Origin of the sequence: Microlunatus sp. Gsoil 973, from assembly GCF_009707365.1 — a bacterium.
Lineage (GTDB): Bacteria > Actinomycetota > Actinomycetes > Propionibacteriales > Propionibacteriaceae > Microlunatus.
This window is the reverse complement of the sequence record NZ_CP046122.1, coordinates 3,133,317-3,155,492: the sequence shown is the minus strand read 5'-3', so window position 1 is coordinate 3,155,492 and position 22,176 is coordinate 3,133,317. Positions and strand designations below refer to the sequence as shown.

21 protein-coding genes and 1 pseudogene are annotated in these 22,176 nt (G+C 67.4%); 15 read left to right on the top strand and 7 right to left on the bottom strand.

Features of this window, described 5'->3' with window-relative positions:
• Positions 1–2: 2 nt before the first annotated feature.
• The 3 genes from GJV80_RS14810 to GJV80_RS14800 are packed head-to-tail and all read right to left on the bottom strand — an operon-like array spanning position 3 to position 3,228.
• Positions 3–1,163: a DegT/DnrJ/EryC1/StrS aminotransferase family protein gene (locus GJV80_RS14810; RefSeq protein WP_230207717.1), complete on the bottom strand. Its 1,161-nt coding sequence runs from the start codon at positions 1,161–1,163 to the stop codon at positions 3–5.
• Positions 1,160–2,155, bottom strand: a complete 996-nt coding sequence (locus GJV80_RS14805) for an NAD-dependent epimerase/dehydratase family protein (RefSeq protein ID WP_154688550.1) — start codon at positions 2,153–2,155, stop codon at positions 1,160–1,162. The genes GJV80_RS14810 and GJV80_RS14805 overlap by 4 nt, the downstream gene beginning before the upstream one ends.
• Positions 2,152–3,228, bottom strand: coding sequence for a Gfo/Idh/MocA family protein (locus GJV80_RS14800; RefSeq protein ID WP_154688549.1), 1,077 nt, complete (start codon positions 3,226–3,228; stop codon positions 2,152–2,154). The genes GJV80_RS14805 and GJV80_RS14800 overlap by 4 nt, the downstream gene beginning before the upstream one ends.
• 288 nt (positions 3,229–3,516) lie before the next feature.
• On the opposite strand from GJV80_RS14800, the gene GJV80_RS14795 reads away from it, so the two are divergent.
• Positions 3,517–4,524, top strand: a complete 1,008-nt coding sequence (locus GJV80_RS14795; RefSeq protein WP_154688548.1) for an acetylxylan esterase — start codon at positions 3,517–3,519, stop codon at positions 4,522–4,524.
• 34 nt (positions 4,525–4,558) lie between these two features.
• Here GJV80_RS14795 and GJV80_RS14790 read toward each other — a convergent pair whose 3' ends face one another.
• Both GJV80_RS14790 and GJV80_RS14785 read right to left on the bottom strand, forming a co-directional pair.
• Positions 4,559–5,557 carry a TRM11 family methyltransferase gene (locus GJV80_RS14790; protein WP_154688547.1) on the bottom strand — a complete coding sequence of 333 codons (999 nt, stop codon included), beginning with the start codon at positions 5,555–5,557 and terminating at the stop codon, positions 4,559–4,561.
• Between the two features lie 54 nt (positions 5,558–5,611).
• Positions 5,612–6,148, bottom strand: a complete 537-nt coding sequence (locus tag GJV80_RS14785) for an inorganic diphosphatase (protein ID WP_305070119.1) — start codon at positions 6,146–6,148, stop codon at positions 5,612–5,614.
• A gap of 185 nt (positions 6,149–6,333) precedes the next feature.
• On the opposite strand from GJV80_RS14785, the gene dacB reads away from it, so the two are divergent.
• The 6 genes from dacB (at position 6,334) to tilS (ending at position 11,529) form a co-directional block, all read left to right on the top strand.
• On the top strand, positions 6,334–7,782 hold the full coding sequence (gene dacB / locus GJV80_RS14780; RefSeq protein WP_154688546.1) for a D-alanyl-D-alanine carboxypeptidase/D-alanyl-D-alanine-endopeptidase: 1,449 nt from the start codon (positions 6,334–6,336) through the stop codon (positions 7,780–7,782).
• An 86-nt stretch (positions 7,783–7,868) separates the two neighbouring features.
• Positions 7,869–8,234, top strand: coding sequence for a helix-turn-helix transcriptional regulator (locus GJV80_RS14775; RefSeq protein WP_154688545.1), 366 nt, complete (start codon positions 7,869–7,871; stop codon positions 8,232–8,234).
• Positions 8,231–8,701, top strand: a complete 471-nt coding sequence (locus GJV80_RS14770) for an SRPBCC domain-containing protein (RefSeq protein ID WP_195908939.1) — start codon at positions 8,231–8,233, stop codon at positions 8,699–8,701. The genes GJV80_RS14775 and GJV80_RS14770 overlap by 4 nt, the downstream gene beginning before the upstream one ends.
• 35 nt (positions 8,702–8,736) lie before the next feature.
• Positions 8,737–9,381 (top strand): DUF899 family protein, encoded by a 645-nt coding sequence (locus tag GJV80_RS14765; protein ID WP_154688543.1) that lies wholly within the window; start codon positions 8,737–8,739, stop codon positions 9,379–9,381.
• Between the two features lie 92 nt (positions 9,382–9,473).
• Complete coding sequence (locus tag GJV80_RS14760) at positions 9,474–10,547, top strand: zinc-dependent metalloprotease (RefSeq protein ID WP_230207716.1); 1,074 nt, start codon at positions 9,474–9,476, stop codon at positions 10,545–10,547.
• 19 nt (positions 10,548–10,566) lie between these two features.
• A complete protein-coding gene (gene tilS, locus GJV80_RS14755; protein WP_154688542.1) occupies positions 10,567–11,529 on the top strand; it encodes a tRNA lysidine(34) synthetase TilS in 963 nt (320 codons plus the stop codon).
• 3 nt (positions 11,530–11,532) lie between these two features.
• Here the strand turns inward: tilS and GJV80_RS14750 are convergent, their stop codons facing one another.
• The gene (locus GJV80_RS14750) at positions 11,533–12,273 is read right to left on the bottom strand and encodes a bifunctional 2-polyprenyl-6-hydroxyphenol methylase/3-demethylubiquinol 3-O-methyltransferase UbiG (RefSeq protein WP_154688541.1); all 741 of its coding nucleotides are present in this window, start codon (positions 12,271–12,273) and stop codon (positions 11,533–11,535) included.
• A gap of 129 nt (positions 12,274–12,402) precedes the next feature.
• Between GJV80_RS14750 and hpt the strand changes: the two genes are divergently transcribed.
• From hpt to GJV80_RS14715, 8 genes and pseudogenes are all read left to right on the top strand, one after another.
• Positions 12,403–12,954 carry a hypoxanthine phosphoribosyltransferase gene (hpt, locus tag GJV80_RS14745; protein WP_154688540.1) on the top strand — a complete coding sequence of 184 codons (552 nt, stop codon included), beginning with the start codon at positions 12,403–12,405 and terminating at the stop codon, positions 12,952–12,954.
• Positions 12,955–13,486: 532 nt separating this feature from the next.
• Positions 13,487–15,619 (top strand): annotated as a pseudogene (ftsH, locus tag GJV80_RS14740) (ATP-dependent zinc metalloprotease FtsH); the annotation flags it as partial.
• Positions 15,620–15,876: 257 nt separating this feature from the next.
• The gene (gene folE, locus GJV80_RS14735) at positions 15,877–16,461 is read left to right on the top strand and encodes a GTP cyclohydrolase I FolE (RefSeq protein ID WP_154690287.1); all 585 of its coding nucleotides are present in this window, start codon (positions 15,877–15,879) and stop codon (positions 16,459–16,461) included.
• A 1,133-nt stretch (positions 16,462–17,594) separates the two neighbouring features.
• Positions 17,595–18,479, top strand: coding sequence for a dihydropteroate synthase (folP, locus tag GJV80_RS14730; protein ID WP_370518756.1), 885 nt, complete (start codon positions 17,595–17,597; stop codon positions 18,477–18,479).
• Between the two features lie 132 nt (positions 18,480–18,611).
• On the top strand, positions 18,612–19,055 hold the full coding sequence (gene folB / locus GJV80_RS23300; RefSeq protein WP_195908938.1) for a dihydroneopterin aldolase: 444 nt from the start codon (positions 18,612–18,614) through the stop codon (positions 19,053–19,055).
• Between the two features lie 40 nt (positions 19,056–19,095).
• Positions 19,096–19,608 carry a 2-amino-4-hydroxy-6-hydroxymethyldihydropteridine diphosphokinase gene (folK, locus tag GJV80_RS23295; RefSeq protein ID WP_195908937.1) on the top strand — a complete coding sequence of 171 codons (513 nt, stop codon included), beginning with the start codon at positions 19,096–19,098 and terminating at the stop codon, positions 19,606–19,608.
• Positions 19,609–19,628: 20 nt separating this feature from the next.
• Positions 19,629–20,174, top strand: coding sequence for a DUF3180 domain-containing protein (locus tag GJV80_RS14720; protein WP_195908936.1), 546 nt, complete (start codon positions 19,629–19,631; stop codon positions 20,172–20,174).
• Between the two features lie 51 nt (positions 20,175–20,225).
• Positions 20,226–20,918 carry a hypothetical protein gene (locus GJV80_RS14715; RefSeq protein ID WP_154688537.1) on the top strand — a complete coding sequence of 231 codons (693 nt, stop codon included), beginning with the start codon at positions 20,226–20,228 and terminating at the stop codon, positions 20,916–20,918.
• Between the two features lie 25 nt (positions 20,919–20,943).
• Here the strand turns inward: GJV80_RS14715 and GJV80_RS14710 are convergent, their stop codons facing one another.
• A complete protein-coding gene (locus tag GJV80_RS14710) occupies positions 20,944–22,128 on the bottom strand; it encodes an NADH-quinone oxidoreductase subunit D (protein ID WP_154688536.1) in 1,185 nt (394 codons plus the stop codon).
• Positions 22,129–22,176: the final 48 nt, after the last annotated feature.

Genomic DNA, 22,176 nt, shown 5'->3' with positions numbered 1-22,176 from the left:
GATCAGTCCGTCCCGGCTCCGCGGATGACCGTCGTCACCCGGTCCAACTCGTCCTGCGTGATCTGGTGGTACAGCGGCAGGATCAGTGTGTTGTCGTTCAGTCGCTCGGTGACGCTCAGCGGCACCCGACCGGTGTCCCGCCCCCGATAGGCCGGTTGCCGGTGCGCGGCCATGATGCCGCGCCGGGCCGAGATTCCCGCCTGGGCGAGAGCGACCAGCAGTCCTTCGCGATCGTGCGGATACTCCGGGCCGACCTCGAGCCACAGCGACTGGAAGTTGGCCGTGCCCCAGGCCGGATCATCGACCAGGCGGATGCCGGCCAGATCGGCCAACGCGTTGCGGTAGTACGCCGCATTCTCGCGCCGCCGCGCAACCACCTCGGCAAGCCTGTCCAGTTGGACCAGCCCGACGGCGGCCTGCAGGTCGGTCATCCGGAAGTTGAAGCCGACCTCGCCGAACTCCTCCGGCGGGCTGACCAGACTCGCATGCCGGTCGGCGGCAGAGATGCTCATCGCGTGTTCGCGCAGCCGCCTCGCGCGGATCGCCCACTCCGGGTGGCTGGTGGTGAGCATCCCGCCCTCACCGGTGGTCAGGATCTTGCGCGGATGGAACGACCAGGCGGCGATCTCTGCTCCCGCGCCCACCGGGCGGCCCCGGTACGTCGACCCGGCGCCGCACGCGGCATCCTCGATCACCACGATCCCGCGGGGATCGCACAGTGCACGGATCGGATCAAGATCAACAGGGATCCCGCCCTGATCCACGATGATCACTGCCCGGGTGGCCGGTGTGAGAGCCGCCTCCAGTGTTTCGGCGGTCACGTTCCCGGTGGTCTGATCAACATCGGCGAAGACCGGCCGGGCTCCGACATAGGTGGGCGCGTTCGCCGTTGCTATGAAGGAGAACGACGGTACGACGACGTCGTCACCCTCGCCGATCCCCGCGACGACGAGCGCCAGGTGCAGCGCCGTCGTGCAGTTGGACACGGCCACCGCCTCAGTCGCCCGCATCGCCTCGGCAAAGGCTGTCTCGAAGGCGGCGACCCGGGGTCCTTGGGCGACCCAGCCGGACTGCAGCACTTCGGTGACAGCGGTGATCTCCTCCTCGCCCAACCACGGTTTCATCACGTTGATCCGCGAGGGCGTGGCGGTCGGCGCGGTCATGCAGCCACCACCTTGCGCTGGGCGGCGATCTCCTCGCGCAACGGCAGCCACCATTCGACGAGTCGCGCCAGCCCATCCTTCAGCCCGATGGTCGCCTCGAAGCCGAGATCCCGTTTCGCGGCGGACGTGTCGGCCAGCCGGCGTACGACGTTGTTCACCGCACGTTCCGGGCCGAACTCGACACCGAGGTCGGAACCCATCACCGTCACCAGAGCTTCGGCCAGCCCGAGCAGGCTGGTCTCCTCACCGCTGGCGATGTTGTAGACACCCTCGACGATGTCGGCCTGTGCCGCGAGCACGTTGGCCCGGGCGATGTCCGGTACGCAGACGAAGTCCATGGTCTGCTGTCCGTCGCCAAAGATCAGCGGCGGCTTGCCGTCGGCGATTCGCTCCATCCACCGCACCAACACCTCGGTGTAGAGGCCGTGGACGTCCATCCGCGGCCCGTACACGTTGAAGTACCGCAGCACCACGTAGTCCAAGCCCTTCATCGCCCGGAAGCTGCGGATCAGTCCCTCGTTGAACGACTTCGCCGCGCCGTACAGGGTGTCGTTGTTGTGGTGGTGGTGACGTTCGGTGGTCGGGAACTCCTCGGCCATCCCGTACACCGAGGCACTGGAGGCGGCGACCAGCTTGTCGACCTTGTGCTCCGCGGCCGCTTCGACCACGTTGAACGTGCCGTCGACGAGCACCTCGAGTGCCAGCCGCGGTTCCTCCGCGCACTGGGTGATCCGGATGGCCGCCTGGTGGAAGACGAGATCCTTGCCCTTGGTCAGGTCGTGGACCAGGTCACGGTCGCGGATGTCGGCCCGGTGCAGGGTGGCCCTGCCCGAAGCCAACGCGTCGTCCAGGTTGGCCTGGCGTCCACGGACCAGGTTGTCGATCACGTCGATGCTGCCGACGCCGGCCTGGAGCAACTGGTCGACCAGGGTGGATCCGATGGTGCCGGCGCCGCCGGTGACCAGGACGTTGCTGCCTTCGAGGCGGCTCATGCGGTTGCTCCTGCGAGGGTCGGTTCGGTGATCTCGGTGGCGGCGATGGGGGAGGGTGCTCCGGAGCAGCGCAGGCTGGCGGAGGCTGCCTCAAGCACCGAAAGCACCCGCAGTCCGGAGGTGCCGCTGGTGCGGGCCTCGCGGCCCTCCCGGATGGAGTCGGCGAGCTCGGTCACGACACTGCCCAGGGCCTCCGTCTCCTGCAGCGCGGGTGCCCAGGTGTCGCCGAGCCGGTAGGAGACGTTGGACGCGGTGCTGTCCGCCGATCCCTTGGACTGCAGCGCGAGATCGACGCCGCGGTCGTAGACGCTGAGCCGCTGCTGTGGGTTGAGGTCGTCCCAGACCAGCGTCCGCCGGGTGCCACCGATGACCATCTGCCGGATCTTGGTCGGGCTCAGCCAGTTGACGTTGATATGCGCCATGGCGCCCCCGGCCAGCGGCAGGTTCAGATAACCGACACAGGATTTGCCGGTACGCAACGGGTCGGCCCCGTGTGCAGCGACGGTGGCCGCGTCCAGCCCGCCGGGCAGGACGAAATCGAGGATGGACAGGTCGTGCGGGGCGAGATCCCAGAAGACGTCGACGTCGGGCTGGATCAGGCCGAGATTGATCCGCACGCTGTCCACGAACAGGATGTCGCCGAGCATGCCCTCCTGGATCAGTTCCCTGATCTTGAGGACCGCGGGCGTGTAGCAGTAGGTGTGGTCGGCCATCAGGACCAGGCCCCGCTGTTGGGCTTCACGGACCATTTCCAGTCCGTTGTTGCGGTCGTCGGCCAGCGGCTTCTCCACCATCACGTGCTTGCCGGCCCGCAACGCCGCCAGCACGATCGGATGATGGGTGCGCGCCGGTGTGGCGATGGCGACAGCGTCGATGCTCGGATCGGCGAGCACCTGATCAAGATCCTGGGTGATCGACACCCCGCCGAGCCGGTCGGCGACACGCTGAGCGCGGGCGGGATCCAGATCGCAGATCGTCGCCAGCTCCCAATCGGGACTGGCGTGTAGGTTGCGTGCCAGATTGGGACCCCAATAGCCGGCACCCACGACGGCGGCGCGAAGACGTTGGTTCACAGAACTTTCCCCCGATAGAGCCGAACCATGATGTGACCAGGACAGACGAGGTCGGGCAGGGGTGCTGATTCGACGAACTCGACTCCGCAGCCTCGGCTGCGAAATGTCGCGCACTGTAGAACGCAGTCACAGACAACTTGCTCAAGTCCCCCGACTTGTCTGGATGCGTTCGATGCTACGGGACCGTCGACCGCCCGGCAGGAAAACGAGAAAACTGCTCCGAATTGCACGTCCATTGTTCAGACGTCCGTGATCAACGTCACGACTCGGGTCCTACACTGGCCGTCCATGGCGATGTTTGATCTTGGTCTCGATGAGTTGCAGACCTATCGGCCGACGGTGGCCGAACCGGAGGATTTCGACCAGTTCTGGACCTCCACACTGTCCGAGGCGGCGCAATTCGACCTCGACCCGTCGTTCGTGAAGATCGAAACCGGTACGCCGGTGTTCGACACCTACGACGTGACCTTCTCCGGCTTCGGCGGGACCCGCGTCAAGGGCTGGATGACGACACCGGCCGACGCCGCCGGCCCGCTGCCGACCGTGGTCGAGTTCCTCGGCTACTCCGGTGGGCGCGGCCTGCCGTTCTCCCGCCAACTGTTCGCCGCCGCAGGCTGGGCCCACGTGATCATGGACACCCGTGGACAGGGTTGGAACTCCGGCGGTTATGAATCAACCCCCGACCTGGCACCGGAGGCCGGACACCATCACACGCCCGGCTTCATGACCGCCGGACTCACCGACCCGAGGGCCTACTACTACCGTCGCCTGTTCACCGACACCGTCCGGTGCCTGGAGGCGGTGCGCAACAACCCGCTGACCGACCCGACCCGCATCGCGGTGACCGGTGGCAGCCAAGGCGGGGGACTGTCGATCGCCGCTGCCGGGCTCGCGCCGTACGCCGGAATTGATCTTGCCGGCTGCGCGCCCGACGTGCCCTTCCTCTGCCATTTCGAGCGGGCGTTGCAGATCACCGATCGGGATCCCTACCACGAGATCACCCGTTATCTGGCCGGGTGGCGCGATCAGGTTCCGACGGCGTACCGGACGCTGTCCTACTTCGACGGCGTCAACCTCGGCAAGCGGGCCAAGGCGCCGGCGCTGTTCTCCGTCGGCCTGATGGACCAGACCTGCCCACCCTCGACCGTCTACGCCGCGTACAACTTCTACGGCGAGGCCGGTGATGATCATCCGGACAAGGCGATCAACGTCTACAGCCACAACGACCACGAGGGCGGTGCGGACTACCAGACCGCGCAACGGCTGGACTGGTTCGGCAAGCTGTTCGCCGCCTGACCGCGCCCGGTTGTCGCCGGGCCGGACTACGTGATCATGATCGGCGCGCGATGAAGACGTCGCGGTAGATCGCCGAATCGACCCGGTGTCCCAGCCGCAGGTACGGGCCGTCGTCGAGCGGCTCGAGCCCTGCCGTGGTGGCAATGGCAGCCAGTTCCTCCCTGGTCAGCCCGTAGGTGTTCCAGCTGATCCCGAGCGCGCCACCCGGTTTCAACTGGCCGGCCCAGACCGGCAGGGCATCGGCGAGCAGCGCGGCGGGTGAGCGGTCTCGTCGACCAGGTGCCGAGCTGCCGTGCACCACGCCGTACGGCGCATCGGCCACGACGAGATCGAACCGGCGTTTCCCGAACAATGCTGCGGACTGCCGGGTGTCCCCGGTGAACACCGTCAACTGCTGCGGGCGCCCACCGGCCTCCGGGGTGACCTCGACCTGCAGCCGGCGGCCGAGACTGCGCCCCTCGCGGCGGACCGGGTCGATGCCTGCCTTGTGCTTCAGTCGCTTCCGCCGCAGGTAGGTCTTCAGGAACGCCGCGTACGCCTCGACCGCCTTCACCTCGGACTCGACCCCGGCGACGTCGTAGCCGAGCGTCAGACCGACGCTCAGGGTGGTGCCCCGACCGGCCAACGGATCGAGCAGGGTGATCGGGCCGGTGGGTGACCGCGACATCGAGGCCGCGGTCACATTGACCAGCATCCTGGTGAACTGCTCGTTGGTCTTCCCCTGGTATTTCGGAATTGTCACCAGGTCGTCGCTGAACCGATCGGAATTGACCAATTCGACCGGCCGCAGCAGCTCACCGACCTGCTCGAACAGGGCGTAGGCAGACGACAATCCCGCCACGCTCCGGGCGATCGCCGCGAAATCGGACGTTTCGAACCCGACATAGTCCACCCCGGCCAGCGACTGCACACCGGAGACCGCCGCACGGTCCGTACCGGCGCAGATCTCCAGCTCGGTCGCGGTCAGTCCGGCAGCCTGCCCGGCGAACACCCGGTTCGCGGCCGGAGTTATCAAGATCAAATACTGTGGCATCGTCGTGTCCGGTCAACAGCCGCGGCTGGCGGTGACCAATGTGGGATACCCGAGTCAGTGCTCCGACGTCGTCAGACGCTCGAAGCTGGCCCTGACCTCGGCCTCGGCATCCTCGACACCGGTCCAGCTGGCCCCTTCGACCGACTTGCCCGGCTCGAGATCCTTGTAGACCGAGAAGAAGTGCTCGATCTCCAACAACTGGTATTGGCGGACATCGGTGACGTCGCGCAGATGATCACGTCGCTGGTCGCCGGCCGGAACGCAGAGCACCTTGTCGTCGGCGCCCTTCTCGTCCTTCATTCGGAACATGGCGATCGCGCGGCACTTGATCAAGCAACCCGGGAAGGTCGGTTCGGAGACCAGCACCAGCGCGTCCAACGGGTCACCGTCCTGGCCGAGGGTGCCCTCGATGAAGCCGTAGTCGGCCGGATACTGGGTGGAGGTGAACAGCGTCCGGTCCAGCCTGATCCGCCCGGTTTCGTGGTCGACCTCGTACTTGTTCTTCTGACCCTTGGGGATTTCCACGGTGACATCGAAGGTCAGACCGCTGAGCGGCTTGGTCGGAACGGAGGGTGCTGCTCCCGGATTGATTTCGGTCACGGATCCACGGGCCTTTCTGTCGCTTGCGCAGTTGCCGTCACGGTGCGCTTGTGGCGCCTGGTGTTGCGGCACTGCTGAGAGTATCGCCAAACGGTCCCCAACCTTGCGCTGTTGACGGCCGGCCGGACGATTACTGTGAGCACTCTCACGTAGCACGGGGTAGAAGCGAGGATCGAGTGGCCGCTCGGCGGGTCAAGGTGGTTGGTGGCGCAGCCGCCGCGGCGGTTGTCGTTGCCGCACTGGCCGGGTTCGGCGTCGTCCGCCTGGACACCGCCGCGTCGTCCCGGGCGCGCAGCGCGGCACCCAGTACCCCTAGCCGTACCGTACCGACCCCGGTCGGGTCGATCGCGGTCCCGTCGCCGACGCCCGAACCGGAGACATCGATCGCCCCGGTACTTGCCCAGGCGGGGCCGCCGGCCGCCAGCGACCCCGGGGAGATTGCCACCAGGGTCGCCTCCGCGGGCCAGGTCAAGGGCGCACGGATCTCGGCAGCCGTGATGTCGGCGCAGACCGGGAAGCTGCTCTACAACCATGACGCAGACACCGCCCTGATCCCGGCCTCGGTCACCAAACTGCTGACCACCTCCGCCGCGCTGAAACTGCTCGGCCCCCAACACCGGTTCCGCACCTCGGTGGTCGACGCGTCGACCACCCGGCACGGCAAGAAGATCAATCAGGTCGATCTTGTCGGCGGCGGTGACCCGTATCTGACCGTCACCCGGAAACAGGCCGTCGAACCCGGTCAGGCGTCGCTTGAGGCGCTGGCTACGTCGACCGCGAAGCAGTTGAAGGCAGACGACCTCACCCGGGTCCGGCTCGGCTACGACGCCTCCCTGTTCCGCGGCCCGGCGTGGAATCCGACCTGGCCGTCGAACTACACGACGGTGGTCACCCGGACCACCGCCCTCTGGGCCAACGAGGGCCGGTTGTACGGGTCGGAGGGACCACGGCAGTCGGACCCGGCCGAATCCGCCGCCGACGATTTCGCCGCGCTGCTGCGCAAGCGCGGCATCAAGATCACCTCGATCGAACCGGCCAAGGCGCCGGCCACGGCCGACGAGCTCGCCGGCATCGATTCGCTGCCGCTGAGCACGATCGTCGAGAAACTGCTGATGGCCAGCGACAACGACGCCGCGGAGGTGATCGCCCGCCAGGTCGCGGTCGCCGACGGCAAACCCGGGACGATCACCGATGCGGTGAATTCGATCAAGAAGGTGCTCAGCATGCTCGGCGCCTGGGCGCCCGGCACCAGGATCTACGACGGCAGCGGGCTGTCCCGCGACGGCCGGATCCCGGCCCAAACCCTGGTCAAGGTGCTACGCCTCGGCATCGCCGGCGACCAGCCCGCACTGGCGCCGGTGTTCACCGGACTGCCGGTCGCCGGGGTCGAGGGCAGCCTGCACTACCGCTTCGACGAGAGCCGTGCCGAGGTCGGTCGGGGCTTGGTCCGGGCCAAGACCGGAACGCTCACGGGCGTCCATTCGTTGGCCGGCTACAGCTACACCCGCGACGGCGAACTGCTGATCTTCGCCTTCGTCGTCAACGGGGCGAGGAACGACTACAGCGCGGTCGTCTGGCTCGATCGGGCCGCTGCAGCGGTCGCCTCCTGCGGGTGCACCTCCTGACCGGACCCATTTCCGGCTCTTGACAACGTTCCTGGCAGGGGGTCTACTTTACCGAGCGGCTAATTAACTAAGGCGGAAAGTATGCGATGACAGTCACTGACGACCCCGACACGCTGAGCCGGACCTTTTCAGCGCTCGCCGACCCGACCCGTCGGTCGATCCTGGCCCGGCTCACACAGGGTGAGGCGACCGTCAACGAACTCGCCGCACCGCATTCGCTGAGCCTTCCGGCGATCTCCAAGCATCTGAAGGTGCTCCAGACCGCCGGTCTGGTGACCAAACGCCGAGAGGCGCAGACCCGGCCATGCGCGCTGAATCCAGCCCCGTTGCAGGACGCCGAGGCTTGGCTGCAGCAGTACCGACGCTTCTTCGAGGAGAGCTTCGACCGCCTCGAAGAACACCTGCGGCACCTGCAGGCCGACCCATCCGACGCCGGGGATGCGAAGCCATGATCAGGCAGGTCGACCGCCAGTTCACCATCACCAGGATCTTCCAGGCACCCCGGGACCTGGTCTTCACCAGTTGGACCGATCCTGATCACCTGCAATGGTGGCTCGGGCCGTACCGCTCGATGGCACCGGTTCCGGATCTGATCATGGACGTTCGGCCCGGCGGCCGCTTCCAGGTGCGGGTGATCGAGGACGACACAGGGTCCAGTCACGTGTCGGGCGGGATCTATCACGAGATCGTCCGGCCGGAGAAGCTCGTGTTCAGCTGGGGATTCCCGGCCGACGATCCCGCCTCGAGCCCGCTGGTCACCGTACTCCTGAATGATCTTGGCGACGGCGGAACCGAAATGATCTTCCATCTCCATCTGCCGCCGACGTTGCCGGAATCCGTGGCCGAGCAGTGGATCTCCGTCGGCATCAGACCTGGCTGGCTCCGAACCATAGACCGACTTGTCGAACAACTTTCGTGATCATCACGACTCGACCCGATGAAAGGCTCCTGATCATGACAACCACGACCCGCTCCGCCGCACCGGCATTGCCGCCGGTGGTCTCCCGAGACGAATGGCAACAGGCCCGCGACGACCTGATGCTGCTCGAGAAGGAGGCGACACGCTCCCTGGACGCACTGGCTGCCAGGCGACGCCGGATGCCGGCCATGCGATTCGGTAACTACGAGTTCACCGGTCCGGACGGTCCGGTGACGCTGTTGGAACTGTTCGGGGACAACCACCAGCTGGTCACCTACCAGTTCATGGACGTCGGGCCGGGCAACTTCTGTCCCGGCTGCACAGCGTTCAGCCGTAACGTCGTCAACCTCGACAACCTGGCCGGCGATGGCGTCAGTTGGGCGAACATCTCCGAGATGCCGATCGAGCAGATCCAGGAGATCAAGAGCCGGGAAGGATGGACGATGCCGTTCGTGTCCTCGCGGGGCACGTCCTTCTATCAGGACTCCGGTGTGGTCGGCTTCATGCTGAGTGTCTTCCTCCGCGACGGGGAGGACATCTACCGCACCTGGAACACGGTCTCGCGCGGCGTGGATCGGCTGATGTTCTCCCACAACATTCTCGACATCGCTCCGTACGGGCGCCAGGAGGATTGGGAGGATTCCCCCGAAGGGTGGCCGCAGAAGCCGACCTACGGCTGATCCTCCGGCGGCCGGCCGGGTGTGGAGTTCCGGGACGGTTCAGGGTGCCGGGGAACCCAGGGCCGGCCGGCGGCGCGCATAGAGTTCACTACATGAGTACGACGATGGTCGACTGGAACGTCGCGGTCAGCACGGCGCGGAAGCTGGTCAAACCCGGGCCGGAGATATCGATGGAAGGCGCTCTGTCGGCCGTCGCGGAGTTGCGTGATGCGGCGCAGCGGGCGGAGGTGTACGTCCAGGACGTCACGGGTCTGACCGTGCCGCGGGCCACCGCGCCGGTGCTGGTGGTCGACCGGCCCGGCTGGATCCAGGCCAACGCCGATGCCTTCAAGACGATCATGGAGCCGTTGACCACCAAGGCGGCTGCCAAGATCGCGGCGACCGGCAGGGCCGGCGGTCAGATGCAGGCGGTCACCGCCCGGGTGAGCGGTGCGGAGGTCGGCGCCCTGCTCAGCTATCTGGCGCCGAAGATCCTCGGCCAGTTCGACCCGTTCTACACCGGCGCCGTGGACGAACCCGGTGGGCGGCTGCTGCTGGTGGCACCCAATGTCGTGATGGTCGAGCGGGAACTCGAACTCGATCCGACGGACTTCCGGCTCTGGGTCTGCCTGCACGAGGAGACCCATCGCGTGCAGTTCACGGCGGTGCCGTGGCTTCGGGACTATCTCAATTCCCAGGTGGAGGAGATCGTCAACGCCACCGATCTTGATCCGGGCGCGCTGCTGGAGATGATCAAGAACGCCGTGGCCACGGTGGGGGAGTCGATCCGAGGCAATCGGGAGTTCTCGATCGTCGATCTGGTGCAGACCCCCGGCCAGCGAGCAACCGTGGAGCGCATCACCGCCGTGATGAGTCTGCTCGAGGGCCACGCCGATGTCGTCATGGACAGCGTCAACCCGGACGTGATCAGCACCATCGACACCATCCGGAAGCGCTTCGACGTCCGCCGCCAGTCCCAGGGTCTTGATCGCTTCGTCCGCAAACTGCTCGGTCTGGACGCCAAGATGCGGCAGTACCGCGACGGCGCCCGGTTCTGCAACCAGGTGATCTCTCAGGTCGGGATGGACGGTTTCAACAAGGTCTGGACCAGCCCCGAGGCGCTGCCCACTCCCTCCGAGATCGCCGACCCCGACCTCTGGGTCGCCAGGAACCACAGCATCGCCTGAGACCGGATGGCACATCCGGATGGCATACAAGGCATTGGCGCCGGCGACCCTGGAGATCGTCCAGGCGGTTCGGGCGGTCGCCGGCCGGCCGATGGTGGTCGGCGTCTCCGGCGGCGCCGACTCGTTGGCGCTGGCGTTCGCCGTGGCTCACGTCTGCCGTGCCGAGGGGGTTCGGTACGCCGCGACCGTTGTTGATCATGGTCTGCAGCCCGGTTCGGCGAAGCAGGCCGCGATCGTCGGTGATCAGCTGGCCGGGCTCGGTTACGACGACGTCGTGATCAGCCGGGTATCGGTCCGCACCGGTGCCGGTCCCGAGGCGGACGCCCGGACGGCCCGCTATGCCGTCCTCGAACGGGAAGCGCGGCGCCGGGACGCTGATCTCGTCCTCGGTCACACGCTGGATGATCAGGCGGAGACCGTGCTGTTGGGGCTGGTCCGGGGGTCCGGCCCCAGGTCGATCGCCGGGATGTCCGTACGCTCCGGGCACCGTCTGCGACCGTTGTTGGCCGTCCGTCGGGAACGGACCCGCGCCGCCTGTGTCGAACTCGGGCTGGACGCCTGGGACGATCCGCACAACGCCGATCCCCGGTTCACCAGGTCCCGGATCCGGGAACGGGTGCTGCCCGTGTTGGAGGCCGAGGTCGGTCCCGGTGTGGCGGAGGCTCTCGCTCGGACTGCCGAGCTGGTTCGCGCCGACGCCGATCTGCTGGACCGGCTCGCGCGGGATCTGTTGGCCGTCGCCCAGCGGGGGACTGATCTGGACTGCGCCGTACTGGCCGGGGCGGATCCTGCGCTGCGCGGCCGGGCGCTCAAGGCCTGGCTCACCACCTCGGGCGCGCACCAGACGCCGTACGACCGGGTCAAGGCGGTCGAAGCCCTGATCACCGACTGGCACGGCCAGGGCGAGGTGCAGCTCGCCGGCCTCGCGGTCCGGCGCGGCGACGGCAGTCTGATGGCGGTCCGCCGAAGGGCCGGGCCGTAGGCATCAGCGCTCGGCGGTGACCACCAGGACGCGGCTCGCCGGTGTGACCGGCTCATCCGACCAGCCGCCGTGGATCGACCGTACGGTCAGCCCGGCCTCGGACAACTGAGCGGTCAGCTCCGCGGCGGTGCGGAAGGCGAGTGTCGTCGGGTAGACGGCGTCCTCCCCGGTGTCCTCGAACAGGTTGTGTGCCGCGAAGGTGACTTCGTCCGGCGCGACCGACGTGACCTCCAACCACTCGGTCAGCCGCCCATGGGGTGTGTCCCGGGTGCTCCGGTCTCCGGCGGACCAGGACTCCCAGGCACGGTTGTCCGGATTGCGGCTCTCGAACGCGACCAGCCCGCCGGGTCGGAGCGCGTCGTGGATGTCGTGCAGCGTCCGGGGCCAGGCCGCTCCCAAGATGTGCTGGGCGGTGTTGCCGGTCATCACCACGAGATCGGCCGGACGCCCGGCCAGCGCTGTGGGCAACGCCGAGGAGTCACCGTCGGCCCAGGTCACCGACCCCGCGTGGTCGCGTTGCCGAGCGAAGTCGAGCATCGTCCTCGACGGATCCACGCCGATCACCGCGCGGCCCTGACCGGCGAGCGTTACGGTCAACAGGCCCGTGCCGCAGCCGAGATCGACGATCGTCTCGGCGCCGTTCTCGTCGGCCAACCTCCGATAGAAGTCGTGGTCGGCGCCGCCGGGATTGTCCTGGTCGTACAGACCGACCAGGCGCGAGTCACCGAAAGGGTCCTCAGTCACGGCCGGAGACTAGCCAGGAGTGAGTATTTCTGCCGCCCATTTTTCGTGTGGCTGCCGGAATCGGCCGGTTGAGAGCCGCTGGACGGCAGAAGTGCATGAGGCCCGGGCGGTCGCGTACGCTCTGGTCCCGTGGATTCCGCAGACGCCGGCGACGAACTGACCAAGGTCCTGTACACCCCCGAAGATCTCTCGGGGCGACTGGCGGAGTTGGCCGCCGAGATCGACGCGGAGTACGCCGGCAAGGATCTGCTGTTGGTGGGCGTACTGAGCGGCGCGGTGATGGTGATGGCCGACCTGTCCCGTGCGCTGACCATCCACTGCGAGATGGACTGGATGGCGATCTCGTCCTACGGGTCGGGCACCCAGTCCTCGGGTGTGGTGCGGATCCTCAAGGACCTCAACACCAACATCTCCGACCGCCACGTTCTGGTCGTGGAGGACATCATCGACACCGGGCTGACCCTGTCCTATCTGATCAGCAACCTGCGTTCCCGGGACCCGGCGAGCCTGAACATCATGACGATGTTCCGCAAGCCGGAGGCGATCAAGAGCGACGTGGATGTGCGTTGGGTCGGCTTCGACATCCCCAACGAGTTCGTCGTCGGTTACGGCCTGGACTACGACGGCCGCTACCGCAACCTGACCTCGGTCGGTACCCTCTCACCGCACATCTACAGCTGAGCAGCATCGGCGGCGCCCTGGGAGCCGCTCGTCGCCCGCCCGTGACATCCCCGTCCCCTGCTCCGGTGGTCGACTTGGTAACACGGGGCGCCGTTTCGGGGCTCGAGGCGCTTGGGGTCGTCGATTGCGTAACACGTGGCACCGTTTCGGGGCTCCGCGGCGGAAGCGTTGATTTCGTACCACGTGGCGCCGTTCCGCGCCTCAAGGCACTTGGGCCCGTTGATTCGGTAACACGTGGTGCAATCTCGCGGCCCCGGCCTCCTGGGTGCGTCGATCGACGGAGCCCCTCGGCCGCGTCGTCGCAGAAGCCTGCGGAGCGGCCGCCGTCTCGAGATCCGGGGACGTACCCGCGGCAAGGCGTGCAGGGATTGTCCCCGCAAAGCGAGCGCCGAGACCGGATCGCCGCAGCGCCACCGAGACGGACGAGAACCGAGTTGGATTCGGTGGCTAGCCTTAGGCGCGTGTACGGTCGGATAATTCTTCAGTCTTCGGTTCGACCCGCACGCCCGAATAGGAACCTTCAAGGCAGGTCATGAACGTCAAGCGCATCTTTCGGGGCCCCTTGCTGTGGTTCGTCATCGCCATCGTCGCGATCGCGGTGATCGTCGAACTGGTGAACCGCAGCGACGGCTACAGGCAGGTCCCGACCTCCCAGGCGATCTCCGTGATCCAGGGCACCGAGCACCTCAAAGAGGTGCAGCTGATCGACGGTGACCAGAAGATCCAGATCACCAAGGAGAACGGCGAGAAGATCGAAGCGGTCTGGGTGGGCGACCAGGGAACCCAACTGGCCTCCGATCTCCAGAAGCGGATCGACAACAACACGCTGGACAGCTGGATCGGCAAGAACCCGACACCTGGCTTCTTCTCCACCATGTTGGGAACGCTGATTCCGTTCCTGTTACTTGGCGTGCTGTTCTTCTTCTTCATCAACTCCGTCCAGGGCGGCGGCGGCCGGGTCATGCAGTTCGGCAAGTCCCGCGCCAAGATTGCCAACAAGGACACCCCGAAGACGACCTTCGGTGACGTCGCGGGTGTGGACGAGGCGATCGAGGAACTGGAGGAGATCAAGGAGTTCCTTGCCGAACCCGCCAAGTTCCAGGCGGTCGGAGCGAAGATCCCCAAGGGCGTTCTGCTCTACGGGCCGCCCGGTACCGGTAAGACGTTGCTGGCCCGCGCCGTCGCCGGCGAGGCCGGGGTGCCGTTCTACTCGATCTCGGGCTCCGACTTCGTCGAGATGTTCGTCGGTGTCGGTGCCTCCCGGGTGCGCGACCTGTTCGAGCAGGCCAAGGAGAACGCGCCGGCCATCGTCTTCATCGACGAGATCGACGCGGTCGGCCGACACCGTGGCGCCGGAATGGGCGGCGGCCACGACGAGCGTGAGCAGACCCTGAACCAGTTGCTGGTCGAGATGGATGGCTTCGACGTTCGCGGCGGAGTGATCCTGATCGCCGCGACCAACCGTCCCGATGTGCTTGACCCCGCCCTGCTGCGCCCGGGCCGGTTTGACCGGCAGATCTCGGTCGAGGCACCAGACCTCAAGGGCCGCTACGAGATCCTGCGGGTGCACGCCCAGGGCAAGCCGATCGACCCCACTGTCGATCTGGCGACGGTCGCTCGCCGGACGCCCGGATTCACCGGTGCGGACCTGGCCAACGTCCTCAACGAGGCCGCCCTGCTGACCGCCCGTTCCAACGTCTCGGTGATCACCAACGGCTTCCTCGACGAGGCGATCGACCGCGTCGTCGCCGGCCCGCAGAAGCGCAGCCGGTTGATGGACGAGAAGGAGAAGCTGATCACCGCCTACCACGAGGGCGGGCACGCCCTGGTGGCTGCCGCGCTGCCGGGCACCGACCCGGTGCAGAAGGTCACGATCCTGCCGCGTGGCCGGGCGCTCGGCTACACCATGGTGTTGCCGGAACAGGACAAGTACTCCAACTCCCGCGCCGAACTGCTCGACCAGCTGGCCTACATGATGGGCGGCCGGGCTGCCGAAGAGCTCGTCCTGCACAACCCGACGACCGGCGCGTCCAACGACATCGAGAAGGCTTCCAACCTGGCCCGCGCCATGGTCACCCAGTACGGCATGACCGAGCGTTTGGGTGCGGTCAAGTACGGCTCCGACAACTCCGAGCCGTTCCTTGGTCGGGACTACGGCCACGGTCGCGACTACTCCGAAGAGGTTGCCGGTGTGGTCGACTCCGAGGTGGCGCTGTTGATCAACAACGCCCACCAGGAGGCCTTCGACATCCTGCACGAGAATCGCGAGGTGCTGGACAGCCTGGTTCGGGCCCTGTTCGAGCGAGAGACGCTGGACAAGCGTGAGGTGGCCGAGGTCTTCAAGCCGCTGAAGGTACGTCCCGCGCGGCCGCCGTGGACCGGTTCACCGACCCGCAAGCCGTCCAACCTGCCGCCGGTGAAGCCGCCGCCGAACCCGAACGGTCAGCAGGTCGGCATCCCCGTCGGACCGGGAGTCGACGGCGTACCGCCGGGTCACCAGCCCAACCCACCGGTCCTGCCCGGGGGTGGTCCGGGGCATCATCCCGGCCCGGGACAGCCCGGCCCGGACATTCCGGCCGGTCCGTCCGGCGATCCGGTCCGCCCGGGCGATCACAGCCACGGCGGCTACGGCCAGGGCCCGTACGGCTACCAGGACCAGTACGGCCAGGATCAGTACGGCCAGGGCCAGTACGGTCAGGGCCAGCAGGGTCAGGGTCAGCACGGTCAGGGTCAGGACGGTCAGGGTCAGTACGGGCCGTACGGTCAGCAGTCGGGGCCGCAGACCCAGCAGTATCCGGGTCAGCAGCAGGATCCCGACGATCAGTTCCGCCGGCCGCAGGACGGCCCGAACAGCAACGGCAACTAGCGGCCGTGGTCACCGACGCGCGGGGCAACGGCCATGAGCCGTCCTCCAACGGCGCCCTGCTGGGACCGGGCAACTCGAACAAGTTCGATCATGATCGGATCGTTCGGGCGGTCCGCGAGCTGCTGATCGGCATCGGCGAGGACCCGGACCGCGACGGGCTGCGGAAGACACCGGAACGGGTCGCCAAGGCGTACGCCGAGATCCTGGCCGGACTGCACCAGGAACCTTCCGATGTGCTTGCCACCACCTTCGACCTCGGCCACGACGAGCTGGTGCTGGTCAAGGACATCGAGGTGTGGAGCATTTGCGAACACCACCTGCTGCCGTTCACCGGCGTCGCCCACGTTGGCTACATCCCCGGCGAGCACGGCCGGATCACCGGTTTGTCCAAGCTGGCTCGGTTGGTCGACGTGTATGCCAAGCGGCCGCAGGTACAGGAGCGGCTGACCACGCAGATCGCCGAGGAACTGGTCGCGACCCTCAGTCCGCGCGGGGTGATCGTCGTACTGGAATGCGAGCATCAGTGCATGATCATGCGCGGTGTGAAGAAGCCAGGGTCGAAGACCGTCACCAGCGCCGTCCGTGGCGGTATGCGCGACCCGGTCACCCGCGCCGAGGCGATGAGCCTGATCACCTCCTGACCTGTCGGTCTGTACGCCGCCCGGCGCGCAGCATTTCGCCCGCACCACTTGTTCGGCGCCGCATCACTTGCTCGATCGCGCAGCAGTTGGTCCGCACCGCACTACTTGCTCGATCGCGCAGCAGTTGGTCCGCACCACTTGTTCGGCGCCGCACCAGTTCCTCGATCGCGCACCACGTACTCGGTCTCGCTACAGCTGCAGCGGGTGCGCGGCCGAGTAAAGGTTGCGGGATCGAGCAACTGGTGCGACAACGAGCCAGAGGGGGCAGGGCCGCGTCCACGGGGCCGCGGGCACCCTGGTTCGTGGGCCGCGCAGCAGTTGGTCCGCACCACTTGTTCGGCGCCGCACCAGTTCCTCGATCGCGCACCACGTACTCGTTCTCGCTACAGCTGCAGCGGGTGCGCGGCCGAGTAAAGGTTGCGGGATCGAGCAACTGGTGCGACAACGAGCCAGAGGGGGCAGGGCCGCGTCCACGGGGCCGCGGGCACCCTGTTCGTGGGCCGCGCAGCAGTTCGCCCGCACCACTTCCTCAGCGCCACACCAGTTCCTCGGTCGCGCAGCAGTTGGCCCGCACCAGTTCCTCGGCGCCGCACCAGTTCCTCGATCGCGCACCACGTACTCGGTCTCGCTACAGCTGCAGCGGGTGTGGAGCCGAGTAGAGGTCGCGGGATCGAGCAAATGGTGCGGCAACGAGCCAGAGGGGCAGGACCGCGTCCACGGCGGCCGCGGGCACCCCGGTTCGTGGGCCGCGGGCAGTTCGCCCGCACCTGGGCCGCGGGCAGTTCGCCCGCACCTGGGCCGCGGGCAGTTCGCCCGCACCAGTTCCTCGGCCCCGCACCAGTTCCTCGATCGCGCACCACGTACTCGGTCTCGCTACAGCTGCAGCGGGTGCGGGGCCGAGTAAAGGTCGCGGGATCGAGGAACCGGTGCGGCAACAGGCCAGTGGGGGACGGCAGCGGGTGCGGGGCCGAGTAGAGGTCGCGGGATCGAGTAACTGGTGCGGCAACGAGCCAGAGCCGGCTCGACCATGCCCGGCCAGGGCACGCGCGGCCGGGCATGCCGCGCCATGGGACGCCGGGTCGGCGCGCAAACACCCGCGGGCAGAGCGGGCGACGGGGCACTAGGGTGACGGCGTGACTGAACTGCCGGTGGTTGCCGGGCTGCCGGCACCCGGACGAACGCTGGTGATGGGCGTGATCAACGTGACGCCCGATTCGTTCTCCGACGGCGGCTCGTTCTTCGACCACGACGCAGCTGTACGCCACGGACAGGAACTGATCGCCGAGGGTGCTGACATCCTCGACATCGGCGGGGAGTCGACCCGCCCGGGCGCGTCCCGGGTCGATCCGGAGGAGGAACTCCGCCGAACGATCCCGGTCATCCGCGACCTGGCCGATGAACCGGCGATCCGCGAGGGCCGGACCGCGATCAGCGTGGACACCATGCGGGCACGCACCGCGCAGCAGGCGTACCAGGCCGGGGCTCGGCTGATCAACGACGTCTCGGGCGGCCAGGCCGATCCGGCAATGATCCCGGTCGCGGCCGAGCTCGGGTGTGCCTACGTCCAGATGCACTGGCGCGGGCACTCGGTCGACATGCAGTCCAAGGCCAACTACCGCAACGTGGTCAGCGAGGTACGCGAGGAACTGGCCAGGCTCGCCGACCGGGCCCTGGCTGCCGGCATCCGCTCCGACCGGTTGGTGCTGGATCCCGGATTCGGTTTCGCCAAGACCGGCGACCACAACTGGGAGCTGCTGCAACACCTCGACGTGCTGCACGAACTCGGCCGGCCGTTGCTCTTCGCCGCCTCCCGGAAGCGCTTCCTCGGAACCCTGCTCGCCGATCCCGACGGCAGCCCTCGTCCGCCGCTTGGCCGCGACGACGCCACCGCGGTGCTCACCGGCTGGGCGGCGCTGCACGACTTCTGGGCGGTCCGGGTGCACACCGTACGACCCAGCCGGGACGCTGTAGCTGTCGTCGAACGGCTCCGTCGCTCGCCCGAATCGAACAGCTCCTAGCCGCCAGATCCACCGCGCGAGCCACGCCCGCATCGCGGCACGGGTTCGAAGCCGTCGCCGGGCTGTGCAAGACTCCCCGGGTGCCTGTTGGGACCGACTGACTAGGCTGACACCGCGAGCGGAGGAGGTGACGTGGCAGGTAATCCCAACGTAGCAACGAAGCCTGCGGAGGACTCCGCCGGATCGGACACGGCCGCAGCCGGCACAGTCCGGGACCGGATCAGTCTGCGTGGCATCTCCGGTTTCGGTCATCACGGTGTCTTCGATTTCGAGCGCGAGCAGGGTCAGCGATTCGTCGTCGACGTGGTCTGTTGGCTCGATCTTTCCGCGGCTGCCGGCAGCGATGACCTCGGCGACACGCTGGATTACGGCGCGCTCAGCGCGGCAGTGGTCGCCGACATCGAATCCGATCCGTTGAACCTGATCGAAGCACTGGCCGGACGAATAGCTGATAGCTGCCTGGCGTCACCGCGGGTGCACACGGTGGAGGTCACCGTGCACAAACCCGAGGCGCCGATCAACGCCGATGTGGCCGATGTGGCCGTGACGCTGACAAGGAGCCGAACCCGTGACTAGCCCGAATCCTCACGCGATTGATGCCGACACACTCAGCGGAATGAAACCCCTGCGGAAGGTGGTCTTCTCCGTGGGATCCAACCTCGGTGATCGGCTGGCCAACCTCCAGGGTGCGGTGGACGCGATCCGCGACACCCCGGACGTGATCGTCGTGGACGTCTCCTCGGTGTACGAGACCGACCCGGTCGCCATGGCCGACGGCAGTCCCCAGTTCCTCAACATCGTCATCGTCGGCGAGAGCACCCTGGAGCCGCGGACGCTGCTGGAGCGCGCCCAGGCGATCGAGGACGCCTTCGGCCGCGAACGTCCCGAGCCGCACGCCTCCCGGACCCTGGACGTCGACCTGGTGATGGTCGGCAACACCGAGACCACCCAGGCCGACCTCACCCTGCCCCATCCACGCGCCCACGAGCGCGGTTTCGTCCTGGTTCCCTGGGCCGAGATCGATCCGTCGGCCGAGCTGCCCGGACACGGCGCGATCGCACCGCTGCTGGATACGGTCGGCGGTGAGGGAGTCACCAAGCGCGACGATCTGATCATCGAGGGTGACTGACCCTGCGCGACCTTCCGGAGTTGCACGACCCGACCGGCGGACCGGACGAGCCCGGCGGTGACGGCCCCGACGGCGGTGATCAGGAACCGCAGGGCAATCTGCGGCGCACCCGACCGACCGTCCTGATCGTCGTCGGGCTGATCGGGGCGCTGGTCGGATGGACCGTCGCCGCGGTGACAGGACGCGACGGTGTACCGGTCCGCGTCGCCTGGTCGGGACCGATCACTCTGCTGGCGGCTGCCGCCGTCCTGGTCTGCATCGCCTACGTGCTGCATCTGCGCCTGCAGGTCAATCGGCTGCGGATCCCGGACCGGCAGGCGGTCGCTTGGCTGGCGCTGGGCAAGGCCGGGGCAGTGGTCGGCGCGCTGATGGCCGGCGGCTACTTCGGGTTCGCCATCCGGTTCGTCGCCGACGTACAGACCGATGCACCACGCGAGCGGGTGATCCGTTCGGCCGTGGCGATCATCGGCGGCATCGCGATCATGCTTGCCTCGCTGCGCGTCGAACGCGCCTGTCTGGTGCCACCGGACGACCCGAAAACGAATCAGGACAAGGATCGCGGCTGACCCGCGTGCCGGTCGCCGAACGTCCGGTCCCGGCCGACTAGATTCTCCCCCGTGAGTTCTGCTTCCCCTGCCGCGCGACGGCATGCCCCGATGCCCCGGTTGGTGCGAGCAAGCCGGATCGTTCTGATCGCCGGCGCTGTGCTGTGTGCTGCCGCCGCCGTCGGGCCGGTCTGGGCCGTACGGGCCGGTATCGGCCTGGCCATCGCAACCGGTGCGGTTGCCGTCGTCCTGGCCTTCAAGCATCTTCGTCAGGTACGCCGTGAGCATGCGGCCAGGCTGTTGGCGCTGACCAAGGATCACGGCTCGGCGCTCAGTGCCGAGCGCACCCGGAACGCCGAGGTGGTCCAGGTCCTCACTGATCGCGTCCAGGCGGCCACCGATCGCGCGTCCAAGCAGCAGATCCGGATCGGTCAGCTCAACACCACGGTCACCGAACTCACCGGCGACAACGCCCGGCTGCGCAGCGAGGTCAAGTCCCGCGATGTCACCATTGCCGGGCTGCGGGAGACCGTACGGTCCCGGGACACCGAGATCCAGCTGCTGCGAGCCGACCTTGATCTCGAGGCGATCGACGCGCCGGTCGGCGACGTGCAGCAGCTGCCGCGGCATCTGCGCGGCGAACAGAACGAGGTGGCGGCGGAGGAACTCTGGTCCGACGCCGACCATCCGACCGTGGTCGACATGCGGCCGGTCGAGTCGCCCCTGCCCAACTACGAGGTCGATCTGGATCGCAAGCAGGCCTGAACATCGGGCCCGATCCCGGGCGTACTCACTTGTCGATGTCTCCGACGACGTAGCCGCAGGACGCCATCAGCAGTTCAAGATCATCGATCGGGCAGCCGGGCAGCAGGGCTTCGAGCGCGGCGACATTGTTGAAACTCGGTGTGCGTAGCTTCAGCCGCCAAGGGGTCTTCTCCCCGCGCGAGACGAGGTAGCAGCCCGCCGTTCCCAGCGGTGCCTCGCTCGCTGCGTAGATCTCGCCCTCGGGAAGCTTGACGATCTTGCCCAGTCGTACGCTCACCGGTCCGGGAAGCTCACTGAGCCGTTCGACACAGCGGCCGATCACCCGGACGCTGCTGCCGATCTCTGCCGCCAACATCCACAACCGGGCCCGGACCGAACCGTTCAGAGGCACGGCTTCCGAGGCGTCGACCCGCAACTCCCGCCGCAGCTCCGGATAGCCGAGGTAGGGCTGGTGTACCCGCAGATCAAGATCGATTCCGGCTGCCCGGGCGGCCGGGCCGCTCACCCCGTACACCTTGATCAGCTGCGCGTCGAGCCTGGGGATCCGGTCTGCCTCCGGACCCAGCTCAGTGATCAACTCCACGGCCCGGTCCGCGACCGGCAGAGCGTCACGGGCTAGTTGATCTTCGGCCGCGAGCCACTGATCATCGGCATCGGCCGCGAGTCCGCCCAGTCGGTTGATCATCGGATGGACCCGGTTGCCGGTCAGCACCTGGAGTTGCCGGCGCAACCGCTCCCGCAACGCCGGAACCGGTGACTGCAGACCATTGCGTGTCCAGAGATATCCGAGGAAACCGAGATGGCTGGTGATCCGGGCGTGCTCGGCCAACACCGTACGCAACCACTGGGCGCGGACCGGAATCTCCAGCCCGAGCAGGCGCTCACAGGCCAGGGCGATCACCGTCTCCGCGGCGGCGGGAGCCTGCCAGTCGTGCCGGTCTGCCAGCATCAGGATCTGCCGGTAATCGCGGACCTCGTACAACTTCTCCGCGCCCCGGTGCATGGCGCCGACAACGACTTCGGCCCGGCCGACGCGAGTGCCGTCCGGCCAGATCCGCAGCTCGAGCAGTCCGGCACGGGTGGGGTGGTCCGCGCCGAGATCCAACAGGATCACTCCGGGCGGCGGTGGATCCGGCACGATCCCTGCTGCCGGCGACCCGATCAATACCCGGGTCGGCTGGTCGACAGGCGGCTGGTTACGGTCCGGCACTGTCCCATCCTGCCGTGTCGAGTCCGATGATCCGATATCAACTTGCGG

Coding starts and splice junctions, on each gene's coding strand:
- GJV80_RS14810 (WP_230207717.1), bottom strand. CDS start 1,163: ATGACCGCGCCGACCGCCACGCCCTCGCGGATCAACGTGATGAAACCG.
- GJV80_RS14805 (WP_154688550.1), bottom strand. CDS start 2,155: ATGAGCCGCCTCGAAGGCAGCAACGTCCTGGTCACCGGCGGCGCCGGC.
- GJV80_RS14795 (WP_154688548.1), top strand. CDS start 3,517: ATGGCGATGTTTGATCTTGGTCTCGATGAGTTGCAGACCTATCGGCCG.
- GJV80_RS14790 (WP_154688547.1), bottom strand. CDS start 5,557: ATGCCACAGTATTTGATCTTGATAACTCCGGCCGCGAACCGGGTGTTC.
- GJV80_RS14775 (WP_154688545.1), top strand. CDS start 7,869: ATGACAGTCACTGACGACCCCGACACGCTGAGCCGGACCTTTTCAGCG.
- GJV80_RS14770 (WP_195908939.1), top strand. CDS start 8,231: ATGATCAGGCAGGTCGACCGCCAGTTCACCATCACCAGGATCTTCCAG.
- GJV80_RS14765 (WP_154688543.1), top strand. CDS start 8,737: ATGACAACCACGACCCGCTCCGCCGCACCGGCATTGCCGCCGGTGGTC.
- GJV80_RS14760 (WP_230207716.1), top strand. CDS start 9,474: ATGAGTACGACGATGGTCGACTGGAACGTCGCGGTCAGCACGGCGCGG.
- tilS (WP_154688542.1), top strand. CDS start 10,567: ATGGCATACAAGGCATTGGCGCCGGCGACCCTGGAGATCGTCCAGGCG.
- folK (WP_195908937.1), top strand. CDS start 19,096: ATGAAACCCCTGCGGAAGGTGGTCTTCTCCGTGGGATCCAACCTCGGT.